This is a genomic window from Variovorax sp. Root473 (genome assembly GCF_001426505.1).
Classification (GTDB): Bacteria; Pseudomonadota; Gammaproteobacteria; order Burkholderiales; family Burkholderiaceae_C; genus Variovorax.
This window is the reverse complement of sequence record NZ_LMEV01000010.1, coordinates 1-11705: the sequence shown is the minus strand read 5'-3', so window position 1 is coordinate 11705 and position 11705 is coordinate 1. Positions and strand designations below refer to the sequence as shown.

The 11705-nt window shown below is 68.5% G+C and carries 12 protein-coding genes and 1 pseudogene; 5 read left to right on the top strand and 8 right to left on the bottom strand.

Annotation, left to right across the window (positions count from 1 at the left end; genetic code table 11):
- The 5 genes and pseudogenes from ASD34_RS28525 to ASD34_RS05185 form a co-directional block, all read left to right on the top strand.
- Positions 1–108, top strand: a pseudogene (locus ASD34_RS28525) (TRAP transporter substrate-binding protein); the annotation flags it as partial.
- A gap of 40 nt (positions 109–148) precedes the next feature.
- Positions 149–610, top strand: coding sequence for a type II 3-dehydroquinate dehydratase (locus ASD34_RS05200; protein ID WP_056573737.1), 462 nt, complete (start codon positions 149–151; stop codon positions 608–610).
- Entirely contained in the window at positions 607–1173 is a 567-nt protein-coding gene (locus ASD34_RS05195) for a TRAP transporter small permease (RefSeq protein ID WP_056573734.1), read from the top strand. Before ASD34_RS05200 ends, ASD34_RS05195 begins: the two co-directional genes overlap by 4 nt.
- A complete protein-coding gene (locus ASD34_RS05190; RefSeq protein WP_056573731.1) occupies positions 1170–2450 on the top strand; it encodes a TRAP transporter large permease in 1281 nt (426 codons plus the stop codon). Before ASD34_RS05195 ends, ASD34_RS05190 begins: the two co-directional genes overlap by 4 nt.
- A 4-nt stretch (positions 2451–2454) precedes the next feature.
- Positions 2455–3882, top strand: a complete 1428-nt coding sequence (locus ASD34_RS05185) for an ELWxxDGT repeat protein (protein WP_056573728.1) — start codon at positions 2455–2457, stop codon at positions 3880–3882.
- Here ASD34_RS05185 and ASD34_RS05180 read toward each other — a convergent pair.
- The 8 genes from ASD34_RS05180 to ASD34_RS05150 all read right to left on the bottom strand — a co-directional run bounded on the left by ASD34_RS05180 (position 3863) and on the right by ASD34_RS05150 (position 11442).
- Positions 3863–4795, bottom strand: a complete 933-nt coding sequence (locus tag ASD34_RS05180) for an alpha/beta fold hydrolase (protein WP_056573725.1) — start codon at positions 4793–4795, stop codon at positions 3863–3865. The two genes, ASD34_RS05185 and ASD34_RS05180, sit on opposite strands and share 20 nt — an antisense overlap.
- Before the next feature lie 13 nt (positions 4796–4808).
- Positions 4809–5978 carry a pyrroloquinoline quinone biosynthesis protein PqqE gene (pqqE, locus tag ASD34_RS05175; RefSeq protein WP_056573722.1) on the bottom strand — a complete coding sequence of 390 codons (1170 nt, stop codon included), beginning with the start codon at positions 5976–5978 and terminating at the stop codon, positions 4809–4811.
- Complete coding sequence (gene pqqD / locus ASD34_RS05170) at positions 5956–6225, bottom strand: pyrroloquinoline quinone biosynthesis peptide chaperone PqqD (RefSeq protein WP_056573719.1); 270 nt, start codon at positions 6223–6225, stop codon at positions 5956–5958. The genes pqqE and pqqD overlap by 23 nt, the downstream gene beginning before the upstream one ends.
- Entirely contained in the window at positions 6222–6968 is a 747-nt protein-coding gene (gene pqqC / locus ASD34_RS05165; protein ID WP_056573716.1) for a pyrroloquinoline-quinone synthase PqqC, read from the bottom strand. Before pqqC ends, pqqD begins: the two co-directional genes overlap by 4 nt.
- A gap of 4 nt (positions 6969–6972) precedes the next feature.
- Entirely contained in the window at positions 6973–7893 is a 921-nt protein-coding gene (gene pqqB / locus ASD34_RS05160; protein WP_056573713.1) for a pyrroloquinoline quinone biosynthesis protein PqqB, read from the bottom strand.
- A gap of 58 nt (positions 7894–7951) precedes the next feature.
- Positions 7952–8026 carry a pyrroloquinoline quinone precursor peptide PqqA gene (pqqA, locus tag ASD34_RS28575; RefSeq protein ID WP_013539171.1) on the bottom strand — a complete coding sequence of 25 codons (75 nt, stop codon included), beginning with the start codon at positions 8024–8026 and terminating at the stop codon, positions 7952–7954.
- Between the two features lie 37 nt (positions 8027–8063).
- The gene (locus ASD34_RS05155; protein ID WP_056573711.1) at positions 8064–10289 is read right to left on the bottom strand and encodes a PQQ-binding-like beta-propeller repeat protein; all 2226 of its coding nucleotides are present in this window, start codon (positions 10287–10289) and stop codon (positions 8064–8066) included.
- 91 nt (positions 10290–10380) lie between these two features.
- A complete protein-coding gene (locus ASD34_RS05150) occupies positions 10381–11442 on the bottom strand; it encodes a ThuA domain-containing protein (RefSeq protein ID WP_056573708.1) in 1062 nt (353 codons plus the stop codon).
- Between the last annotated feature and the right edge of the window lie 263 nt (positions 11443–11705).

Below are 11705 nucleotides of genomic sequence, written 5' to 3'. Positions count from 1 at the left end.
AAGCGCATGCGCGACATCGCCAAGCCCGTCATCGACAAGTTCGCCGCCCAGTACGACCCCGCCCTCGTCAAGCTCTACAACGACGAGCTCGCGCGCATCCGCAAGTAAACAAGTCAGCAAGCCAGTCAGTCCCTCACCGAAGCTCCCCATGAAGATCCTCGTTCTCCACGGCCCCAACCTCAACCTGTTCGGTCGCCGCGAACCGCACATCTACGGCAAGACCACGCTGGCCGAAATCAACGCGCAGCTGCAAGCCCTCGCCGTCGAACTCGGCGTGACGCTCGAAACCATCCAGTCGAACCACGAAGGCGACCTGATCGACTTCCTGCATGCCCACATCGATGATGCGCAAGGCGCGCTGGTGAACCCCGCCGGCCTCACGCAGCACGGCGTGCCGCTGCACGACGCGATCAAGGCCATGCCGTTCCCGACCATCGAGGTCCACATGTCGAACATCGCGGCGCGCGAAGCCTGGCGCGCGCATTCGATCATTTCGCCGGCGGTGAAGGGCACCGTGCAGGGCCTGGGCCCGCTGTCGTACCTGGCCGCGCTGCGCGCGCTGGTCGACATGCAACGCCAGGCGCAAGCGCAGGCACAGGCCGCCGCATGACCCGCTGGCTCGACCGGTGCTGCACCGGCATCGAGGCGCTGATCGCGGCCGCGCTCGCGGTCATGGTCGTGCTCGTGTTCGGCAACGTGGTGCTGCGCTACGGCTTCAACTCGGGCATCACGGTGTCCGAGGAAGTCTCGCGCTGGCTCTTCATCTGGATGACCTTCCTCGGCGCCGTGGTGGCGCTGAAGGAGCACGGCCACCTGGGTGTCGACATGGTGGTGCAGAAGCTGCCGCCCCTTGGCAAGAAAATCTGCCTGGCCGTCGGCCATGCGGTGATGCTCTACATCGTCTGGCTGCTGCTGCAGGGCAGCATCGCGCAGGCGCGCATCAACTGGGACGTGACGGCGCCCGTCACCGGCGCGTCGATGGCCATCGTCTACGCCTCGGGCATCGTGTTCTCGGTGCTGGCCGGGCTCATCCTCGCACTCGACCTGCTGCGCCTGCTCACGGGCCGCATGGCCGACCACGAACTGGTGATGGTGCAGGAGTCGGAAGAAGCCGTGCAGCTGCAGCAGATCCTGGGATCGCAGGACGCCCAGGGACCGGGGGCACGGCCATGACCATCCTCGTCTTCGTCGGCTCGCTGCTGCTTGCCATGGCGATGGGCATTCCCATCGCCTTCTCGCTGCTGGCCAGCGGTGTCGCACTGATGTGGCACCTCGACCTGTTCGACGCGCAGATCCTCACGCAGAACGTGATCGGCGGCGCCGACAGCTTTCCGCTGCTGGCCGTGCCGTTCTTCATGCTCGCGGGCGAGATCATGAACGTGGGCGGCCTGTCCAAGCGCATCGTCGACTTCGCGCTCGCGCTCGTCGGCCACGTGAAGGGCGGCCTGGGCTACGTGACCATCATGGCGGGCTGCCTGCTGTCGGCGCTCTCGGGATCGGCCGTGGCCGACGCCGCCGCGCTCACCGCGCTGCTGCTGCCGATGATGGTGCGCGCAGGCCACGACAAGCCGCGCGCAGCCGGCCTCATTGCCGCCACCGGCGTGATCGGCCCCGTGATCCCGCCGAGCATCGGCCTCGTGATCTTCGGCGTGGCGGCCAACGTGTCGATCTCCAAGCTGTTTCTCGCGGCCATCGTGCCGGGCCTGCTGATCGGGGGCGCACTGTGGATCACCTGGGCCTGGCTGGTGCGGCGCGAGAAGATCGTGCCGCCGCCGCGCAAGTCGTCGGCCGAGATCGCCGCCGCCTTCCGCAACGCGCTGTGGGCGCTGATGCTGCCGGTGATCATCCTCGTGGGCCTGCGCATGGGCGTGTTCACGCCCACCGAGGCCGCGGTGGTGGCGGCCGTGTACGCGCTCTTCGTGTCGACCGTGATCTACCGCGAGATCACCTGGAAAGACCTGTACGCCATCTTCGTGAGCGCGGCCAAGACCAGCGCGATCGTGATGTTCCTGATCGCCGCGGCCATGGTGAGCGCGTGGCTCATCACGGTGGCCGACCTGCCCTCGAAGATCGTGGGCATGCTGCAGCCGTTCATGGACAACCGGATGCTGCTCATGATCGCGATCATGGTGCTGGTGATGGTGGTGGGCACGGCCATGGACATGACGCCGACCATCCTCATCCTCACGCCCGTTCTCATGCCGGTGGTGAAGGCGGCCGGCATCGACCCCGTGTACTTCGGCGTGCTGTTCATCATCAACAACTCGATCGGGCTCGTCACGCCACCGGTGGGCACGGTGCTCAACGTGGTGGCAGGCGTGGGCAAGATCTCGATGGACGACGTCACGCGCGGCGTGGTGCCGTTCATGCTGGCCGAGTTCGCGATCCTGTTCCTGATGGTGGCGTTTCCGCAGCTGGTGATCGTGCCGGCGCGGTGGTTCGGGGGCTGAGCCCATGCGCGCCGTGTGCCTCGCCGTTCTCGCACTGTTCGCGAGCCTGCCCATCGCCGCACAAGACCTTGCGCAAGACCCCGAGCGCGAGGTGCTGCCCGAGCAGCGCCAGCGGCTGGCCTTCATCGCGCCCTCCGGCCTCGCGCCGCTGGGCAGCGGCAAGATGGTGTTCAGCGCCTTCCACGTGACGACCGGCCAGGAGCTGTGGGTCACCGATGGAAGCAACGCCGGCACCACTTTGCTGAAGGACATACGGCCGGGCTTCCGGGGCTCGTTCCCCGCCGGGCAGGTCGCGTTCAAGGGCCACGTCTACACCACGGCCACCGATGGCACGCGCGGGCTCGAACTGTGGCGCACCGACGGCACCGCCGCAGGCACGACGCAGGTGATCGATCTGCGTCCCGGCGAGGAAGGGTCGATGCCCAACGAGCTGACCGTGTTCCGCGACGCGCTCTACTTCGTGGCCGACGACGGCCAGACCGGCTTCCAGGTGTGGAAGACCACGGGCGATGCGAAGGGCACCACGCGCGTGTCCGCCGTCGATGCCGGGCCGCGCGCCCTCACCCGCCAGCTCACCGTGGCCGGATCGCGCCTGTTCTTCACCGCGACCACGCGCACGCACGGCCACGAGCTCTGGGTGACCGACGGCACGCCCGAGCACACGCGCATGGTGAAGGACATTCGCCCGGGCCTCGAGGACGCGGGCATCCAGAACCTCACGGCCGTGGGCAACGACATTTACTTCACCGCGCACGACGGCGAACACGGCACCGAGCTTTGGAAGAGTGACGGCACCGCGCACGGCACGCACGTGGTGAAAGACCTGCGCCCCGGCGCCGCGCCCTCGCGCCCGGCGCACCTGGCCGTGCTGGGCCGCACCCTGTACTTCTCGGCCGACGACGGCGTGCATGGCATCGAGCTGTGGAAGACCGATGGCACCGCGAAGGGCACGGCGCTGGTGAAGGACATTCGCCCCGGGCCGAGTGGTTCCGTGTCGAGCCCGATCGCCGCGATGGGCGGCAAGCTCTACTTCGCAGCGACCGATGGCGTGTCGGGCGCGGAGCTGTGGCGCAGCGACGGCACGGCGGCGGGCACGGTGCGCGTGAAAGATATCGCACCGGGTGCGGAGAACGGATCGCCGGCGCGCTTCGCCGTCGTCGGTTCGCGTCTGTGGTTCGCGGCGAACGGCGGCGGTGGCCGGGGCGTCGAGCCGTGGATCAGCGACGGCACGCCGGCCGGCACGCGCGCCGTGGCCGACCTCGCCGCGGGCGAACGCCACGCCATGCCGCTGGGCTTTCGTGCGCTCGGCGACGCGGTGCTCTTCGTGGCCGACGACGGCCACGGCAACGACCGCCTGTGGTCCTACCGTCAGAACGGCAAGAACGGCAAGGTGACGTTGATCGGCGACCCGCTCAAGGCGCGGCTGCGCTGACACCGAAGGCCTGCGTGGCTGCGTAGTCGGACAAGGCCTGCTGCATCGCCTCGGCGATCGCCGGATGCGTCGGATCGTGGCCCGCGCCCTGCGCCCACTGCAACGGCGCGCCCAGCACCTGGGCCAACGCCCGGGCGCCCTCGGGCGGACACAGCGCATCTTCCGTGCCGTGCACGATCAGCGTGGGAACGGCGGGCACCGCGGCGCAGCGCTGCAGCAGCGGGGGTGCGTCGAGCCAGCAGTTGTGCCGCAGGTAGTGGCTCTGCACGCGGTAGCGCGCCACGAGCCGCGGCAGCATCGCCTCGTCGATCGGCGACGCTGTGCTTCCGGTGGCGAGGCGCTGCTCCCAATCGAACCAGTGGCGCGTCAGCTCGCACTGCTGCTCCCCGGTGCCGTGCGCGAAGACCTCGGCGATCGGCACCGTCACCGGACATCTCCGGCGCCCGGCCTCGTCCCACAGTGCGCGCCATGCGGGGCCGTCGTGCTGCAGGGCACCGGCGAAGAGCGCGTGGATGTCGCCCGGGCGCGCGAGGAACACGTTGCGCAGCAGCAGGCCCGCGACGGCCTTCGGTGCGTCGAGCGCATGCATCAGCGCCAGCGTGGCGCCCCACGAGCCGCCCACCACCAGCCAGCGGTCGATACGCAGGTGCGCGCGCAGGCAGCGCAGGTCGGCCAGCAGATCGGCGAGCGTGTTGTGTTCGATCGATCCTGCAGGCGTGCTGAGGCCCGAGCCGCGCTGGTCGGGGCAGACGATGCGGTAGTGCGCGGGATCGAAGTCCCGGCGCAACAGCGGCGAGCAGCCCGAGCCCGGCCCCCCGTGCAGCACCACCACGGGCAGGCCCGCCGGGTTGCCGTGCTCCTCGACATGCATCACATGCCCGCCGTCCAGCGGCAGGCGATGGGTGATCGTCATCGCGGCGTGCCGCTCAAGCCGACGCATTCGCGTCGGTGCGAAAGACGAGGTCGCCCGCACGCCGCGCGCCCGGCACGAAGCGGATCGGCGTGCCGACGTCGCGCGGATCACCCGCCGCCTTGACCATTGCCTCGACCTCGTCATGCCGCGGGCTCTTCGGGCACACCGGGTCCGTGGCCGCCGCATCACCCGTCAGCAGGAAGGCCTGGCAGCGGCAGCCGCCATGATCCTTCTCCTTCTCGTCGCAGCTCTGGCAGGTGCTGCTCATCCAGCCCGTGCCACGATACGCGCCGAAGGCCGGGCTCTCCTGCCAGATGCTGCGGATGCTGTGCTCGCGCACATTGGGAAAGTCGAGCCCGGGCAGCATGCGCGCGCTGTGGCATGGCAGCGCCACGCCGTCGGGCGCCACCACGAGGAACACGCTGCCCCACCCGGCCATGCAGGGCTTGGGCTTGCCCTCGGCGTAGTCGGGCACCACCCAGAGGATCTTCATGCGGCCGTCCAGGCGCGGGCGATGGGTTTGCACCACCGCCTCGGCCGTGGCCAGCATCTCGCGCGAAGGCATCAGCATCTCGCGGTTGCGCCAGGCCCAGCCGTAGTACTGCACGTTGGCAAGTTCGAGAAAGTCGGCTTCCATCGCCTCGGCCATCTCGATGATGCGGCCCACGTGCGGCAGGTTGTAGCGGTGCATCACGCAGTTCAGCACCATCGGGTAGCCGAGGTCCTTGATGGTGCGGGCCACGCGCTGCTTGAGGTCGAAGGTCTTCGTGGAACTGAGGAAGTCGTTGAGCTCGCGGCTCGAGTCCTGGAACGACAGCTGGATGTGGTCCAGCCCCGCCCGCTTCAACGTCTCTGCGCGCTGCGGCGTGAGGCCCACACCCGAGGTGATCAGGTTGGTATAGAAGCCGAGCTCGTGCGCCGCCGCGACCAGCTCGGGCAGGTCGTCGCGCAACAGCGGCTCGCCGCCCGAAAAGCCCAGCTGCACTGCCCCCATCGCGCGCGCCTCGCGGAACACGCGGATCCATTCGGCCGTGCCCAGCTCTTCGCGGTAGCGCGTGTAGTCGACCGGGTTGGAGCAGAAGGCGCAGTGCAGCGGGCAGCGGTAGGTCAGCTCGGCCAGCAGCCACAGCGGCGGCTTGGCCACGGCGCGGGGTTGCAGCTCAGCGGATCCAGTGGCGTCCATGGGCCTGCTCCAGGAATTCGAGCACGTCGGCATGCAGGTCGCGCTCGCCGAAGGTGTGCTCCAGGTCGGCCACGAGCGCGGCCACCGAGGTCTTGCCGTCGCAGCGCTGGAGGATCTCGGCCGCCGGCCCGTTGAGCTTGATCATGCCCTCGGGGAACAGCAGCACGTGGCATTGCTGCGCCTCTTCCCACTGCATGCGGTAGATCGAGGTGAGCGCCGGCTGGGCATCGTCGGTCCATGCGGTCATGGCTGCGCCTCTTTCGGAAGGTCGTCGGGATAGGCTTTCTCGATCGCGTCGAGCATGGCCCAGAGGATGTCGAGCTTGAAGCCCAGGATGTGCAGCGCGCGCTGCTGCCGCTCGCGCGTGGTGCACCACTGCATCGCCACTTCGAGGCCGTGCTCGACGTCGCGGTCGGCCAGCGGAATGCGGCTGCGGAAGTAGTCCAGGCCCGAGGTGTCGATCCACGGGTAGTGCGTGGGCCAGCCCGCGAGCCGGTCCTTGTGGATGCGCGGCGCGAACATCTCGGTGAGCGACGAAATCACCGCCTCCTGCCACGGCGCCGTGCGCGCGAAGTTGACGTAGGCATCGACCGCGAAGCGCACACCGGGCACGACGAGCGCGTGTGATTCGAGCACCTCGCGCGCCAGGCCGGTGGCGATGCCCAGCCGGGTCCAGATCTCGATGCCGCCCGCGTTGGCGCCTTCATGGTCGCCGTGGCCGTCGTGGTCGAGCATGCGCACCACCCAGCGCCGGCGCGTGGCGCGGTCGTCGCAGTTGGACAGAACGGCGGCGTCCTTCACCGGGATGCGGCACTGGTAGTAGAAGCGGTTCGCCACCCAGCCGCGCACCTGGAAAGGCTGCAGCTCGCCCGCGTTGAGCCGGCGATTGAACGGGTGGTGACTGTGGTAGCGCGACTCCATGGCGCGCAACCTCGCTTCGAACGCCTGCGGGGACCATGGGGCTTGCTGATCTTGGGGGGCTGCTGTCACGTGTTCAGATCTCCAGAACCATGCCGTCGAACGCGACCTCGATGCCGCGGCGCACGAGCTGTGCGCGCTCCGGGCCGTCTTCGTCGAGGATGGGATTGCTGTTGTTGATGTGGATGAGCACCTTGCGCCGCGCCACGCAGCCGTCAAGCGCCTGCAGCATGCCGGGGCCGTGCGGCCCGTCGCACTGCGGCAGGTGGCCCATGTCGGCCGCGTGTTTCTTGCCGAGGCCGGCCGCGACCATCTCGTCCTCGGTCCAGAAGGTGCCATCGACGAGCACGCAGTCGCAGGCGTCGAGGTTGCGGCGCTCGGCATCGCCGACCTGCGCCAGGCCCGGCGCGTAGAGCACCCGCTTGCCGGTGGCGGGGTCTTCGATGAGCACCGCGGCGTTCTCGCTGCGCGCTTCGGTCTGGCGGCGCGGCGAATACGGCGGCGCCTTGCCGGGAACCGGCAGCGCCTGCAGCCGCAGGCCCGCGATGTCGTGCCAGGCGCCACCGCCGGGTTCGAGCGACAACGGGTGCCAGGTCACGCCGCAGTAGCTGTCGAGCGTGCGCAGCAGCGGGAGGCTGCCGGTGAGGTCGTCATGCGCCTCGGGCGTGCAGTACAGCTGCAGCCGCTGCCCTTCGCGCAGGCTCAGCAGGCCTGCGACGTGGTCGATCTGAGAGTCCATCAGCACCACCGCCTCGATCGGCGAGTGGCGCAGTCCGTGGCGCGGCCACAAAGCAGGCGAGGCGCGCAGCTGCGCGCCGAGGTCGGGGGATGCGTTCAGCAGGATCCAGCGTTCGCCATCGGCCGACACCGCAATCGAACTCTGCGTGCGGGGCGTGGCCCGCACCTGCCCGCTTCGCTGGCCGGCGCACAGGCGGCAATTGCAATTCCATTGAGGGAAGCCACCACCCGCTCCCGAACCCAGCACCAGAATCTTCATGGGGGCCCAACAAAAAAACACGGCACCGGCGCAAGGCCGGTGCCGTGGGCGCTCGCGCTCAGCGAGCGGAGATGTACATCGTGATTTCGAAGCCGAAACGCATTTCTTCGAACTCAGGCTTGCACCATTTCATCGCATTGCTCCTTCAGTGGTTGGGGTTGAGGGACATTTCAATACACGACGACTTTTCCCGTCGGGCGCGGGCTATGGCAGTCGTTGTAAAAGTATTCGCCCGGCGTGTCAAAGGTGTGGGTCGCCGACTGGCCTGGCGCCAGCCTGAAATTGAACCGTCCTTCGAAGAACTGCGTGGCGCAATGGGTGTTGGCGTTGGTACCCGGGTTGGTGAAGGTCACGGCAGTGTTGACGGGCACGCGCATGAAGGTCGGCGTCATGGCGTTGACAGCCGTCGACTCGGTCGCACCCGGCTCGTTCGCAGCCGTCTGCACGCGCGCCAGGAACACGGTGTTCGGTGTCGGCAGTGCCGCGCCCTCCACCGCCGTGCCCGACACGGGCCGACGCACCACGGGCGGTGTCGGCGTGGCGGCCGCGGTCACCGCGCCGCCGACCTTGAAGGCCCACAGCCGGTCGCCGCGCGGCGCCGAGTCGCCGTACGGAATGCTGGTGCCGCCCGAGAACACGGCGATGTACTGCTCGCCGTCGATCTCGTAGGAGACCGGGCTCGCGCTGATCGCCGCGCCGGTCTGGAAACGCCACAGCTCGGTGCCGTCTTCCGCGTCGAGCGCCAGCAGATTGCCGTCCGGCTGCCCGATGAACAGCAGGTCGGAGGCCGTGCTCAGGATGCCGTTGCCGTGCGCCACCGAATACGGCAACGGCTTCTTCCACTTGACGAGGTTGGTGCTCGGGTCGACCGCCACGACCGCGCCGGTCATGTAGGTGCCCGGCGGGCGCAGGCCGTTGCTCGACTCGCTGAGCGAGTGCGCCGCCGACACATAACCCATGCCCGTGTAGACCAGGCCCGTGCGCTGGCTGAAGGACTGGTGGTTCCAGTTGGCACCGCCACCGTGGCCCGGGATGGACAGGATCGGCACGTCCCAGTGCGCGTCGTACAGGCAGCCCTTGGTGTAGTTGGGCACCGCACGGTTCGGGTCGCCCGGAATCGCCGTGCCCAGCGGCTGGTCGACGATGCAGGTCTCGGTCCAGGCACCCTGGCGCGGCAGGGGCTGCGTGGGCCAGCTGGCCTGGCGGGCGTCCTGCTTCACAGGCACTTCGTCGATGCCCAGCGGCGCGCTGCCGTCCTTGCGATCGAGGATGTAGTACATGCCCGTCTTGCTGCCGTAGATGACGACCTTGCGGTCCTTGCCGTCGATCTTCACGTCCGCGAGCACGGGCGACATCACGTTGTCCATGTCCCAGATGTCGTGGTGCACCGACTGGAAGTGCCACTTGTACTCGCCGCTCTTCAGGTCGAGCGCGACGATGGAATTGGCGAACAGGTTCTGGCCCGGACGGCTGCTGCCGTTCTGCGACGAGCCGCCGCGCACGTTGCCGAAGGTCCAGTAGACCAGGCCCAGCTCGGGATCGACCGCGGGATGGATCCACGGCGTGGCGCCGGTGCGGTCGGTCTCGGGCGCGCCGCCCCAGGTGTCGTAGCCCAGCTCGCCCGCGCGCGGCACGCCCCAGAACGTGGTCAGCACCTTGCCGGTGAGCGCGTCGGCCGAGAACGCGGCGCCGCGGTTGCCGTCGTTGGTGCCCAGGTACAGGCGCTTGTCGTGGTAGACCAGCGCGACCTTCTGCAGCGCGCCCTTGTAGTCGGGATCGGTGCTGCTGGTCGGGTATTGCTTGATCCACTCGACGGCGCCCGTGTCGGTGCGCAGCGCGACGAGGCGATTGCCGGTGGCCACGGTGAACACCAGGCCCAGGTCTTTCGCGACGGCCACGCCGCGGCGCGTGATGCTGCCGTAGGGCGTGGTCCACTTCCACTTCGTCACGCCGGTCTTGCCGTCCACCGCGACCACGTTGCCCAGCGCCGACTCGATGTAGAGCACGCCGTCGACGACGACGGTGGTGCTCTGGTTGTTGCCGGTGGTCATGCCGCCTTCGATCGGGTTGACCCAGGCGCCACCGAGTTGCGTGACGAGGCCCTTGTTGATCTTGCGCAGGCTCGAATAGTTCTGGTTGCCCAGGTTGCCGCCGACCTTCGGAAAGTCCTTGTCGCCGGCGGTGCAGCAGTCCGACAGGTCGGACGCAGGTGCGGCGGCTGCGGGTGGCGATGCAGGCGGTGCGCTGGCAGACGGCGGCGGCGGCGCGGGCGCTGGCACCACGGGCAGCACGGGTGTGCCGCCTCCGCCGCTGGAGCCGCCGCAGGCGGTGATCAGCAACGGGGAGGCGAGCACGCCGCACGAAATCAGCAGCGTGACCAATGATTTTTTCTTCATGGATGTCTCTACTCGGTGAACGTTGGAACAGGGGTGTTCGAAACGACCGGTGCAGCGCGCACGGCACGGCACCGGCCCCGGGAGGTCGCGTTTATTCCGTGGTGCAGAAAGGTGTCAGGCCCATCGCCGACTTCACGCCTTGCACGACGAGCTTCTGGAACTCGATGGCGCCCACGCCCGACAGGTCGGCGGTGAACGAGTGCGCGTTGTGCCCGAGGGTCGTGAGCCATGCACGGCCGCCGTCGTAGTACTGGCACCACGCGACCGGATGGAAGTCGGCGTGGCCCGGATGCGGCGCGGAGGTGAGCGGCTTCAGCGTCGAGGTGTCGACCTTGGCCAGGAACTTCACCTTCGTCGGGAAGGGCATCAGGTTGTACCACTCGTCCTGGAAGGAGAAGCGCTTGGGCACGTCCTTGGTCGAGGGATCGTCCGAGACGATCTCGACATCCCCCGCGCGGTTCGGGCCGTGGTTGTAGAAGTTTGCGTTCCCCAGCAGGCCTTCGTAGTACGGCCAGTTGTATTCGGCGCCGAAGGCGTTGTGCAGGCCGACGAAGCCGCCGCCGCGACGCATGTAGTTGCGCAGTGCCGTGCGCGCGGCGTCCTGGCTGGTGCTCACGGCGCCGTTCCACAAGGTGTCGCGGTTCGAGCTCGCGAAGATGATGGCCTTGTAGTTGTTGATGCGGCTGCTCAGCACCGACACGTCCTCGGTCCAGTCGACCGTGATGCCCTCGGCCGACAGCATGCGCACGAGGCCGGCCTGCATCACGTTGTCGGGGTTCATCACCGGGTTCATGCCGCTGCCCATCGGCGTGCCCAGCACGGCATGGCGCGGGCCTGCGGTGCGCGAATAAATCAGCACGCGATCGGGCGTGGTCGCAAAGGCGCCCCAGTCGTTGTAGCACTTGGGGTTGGTGCCGCGGCACACGTTGTAGTACTCATCGAAGCTGTCGTCGACCTCGGCCACCGGGTCGGTGGGCGGTGGCACTTCATCGGTCGGTGCGGGCGGCGGTGCCGAGGCCGACGGCGCGGGCGCCACCGGCAGGATCGGGAAGGCCGGCCCGCCGCCGCCGTCGCCTCCGCCGCAGGCCGTCAATGCCAGCGCAAGCGCGGCGGCCGATGCAAGTCCGAAGGGAATGGATCTGGAATGTTTCAACGGAGTCTCCTCTTGGTGGTCAATGGCGAAATCGGACGGGCGCACGCGCCCGGCACGTGGCGCTGCGCCGCGGGTGGCGGCAGGCGCAGACGTGGAAGTGACGGAAATTGCCGGCGTGAACGAAGAAGGATTTCGTCGTCCGCCGTGGGGACGCGCTACCTGCGGATGCGCGCGAGCTCGTCGTTGTAGAGCTTGACGATGGCGGGGTCGTACTGGGCGGCGAACTTGTCGATGACGGGCTTGGCGATGTCGCGCATGCGCTT

What these genes read in the sequence shown, in the direction of transcription:
- pqqE (WP_056573722.1), bottom strand. Translation starts at nt 5,978, where the DNA reads ATGGACGCCACTGGATCCGCTGAGCTGCAACCCCGCGCCGTGGCCAAG.
- pqqD (WP_056573719.1), bottom strand. Translation starts at nt 6,225, where the DNA reads ATGACCGCATGGACCGACGATGCCCAGCCGGCGCTCACCTCGATCTAC.
- ASD34_RS05155 (WP_056573711.1), bottom strand. Translation starts at nt 10,289, where the DNA reads ATGAAGAAAAAATCATTGGTCACGCTGCTGATTTCGTGCGGCGTGCTC.
- ASD34_RS05195 (WP_056573734.1), top strand. Translation starts at nt 607, where the DNA reads ATGACCCGCTGGCTCGACCGGTGCTGCACCGGCATCGAGGCGCTGATC.
- pqqB (WP_056573713.1), bottom strand. Translation starts at nt 7,893, where the DNA reads ATGAAGATTCTGGTGCTGGGTTCGGGAGCGGGTGGTGGCTTCCCTCAA.
- ASD34_RS05180 (WP_056573725.1), bottom strand. Translation starts at nt 4,795, where the DNA reads ATGACGATCACCCATCGCCTGCCGCTGGACGGCGGGCATGTGATGCAT.
- ASD34_RS05190 (WP_056573731.1), top strand. Translation starts at nt 1,170, where the DNA reads ATGACCATCCTCGTCTTCGTCGGCTCGCTGCTGCTTGCCATGGCGATG.
- ASD34_RS05185 (WP_056573728.1), top strand. Translation starts at nt 2,455, where the DNA reads ATGCGCGCCGTGTGCCTCGCCGTTCTCGCACTGTTCGCGAGCCTGCCC.
- ASD34_RS05200 (WP_056573737.1), top strand. Translation starts at nt 149, where the DNA reads ATGAAGATCCTCGTTCTCCACGGCCCCAACCTCAACCTGTTCGGTCGC.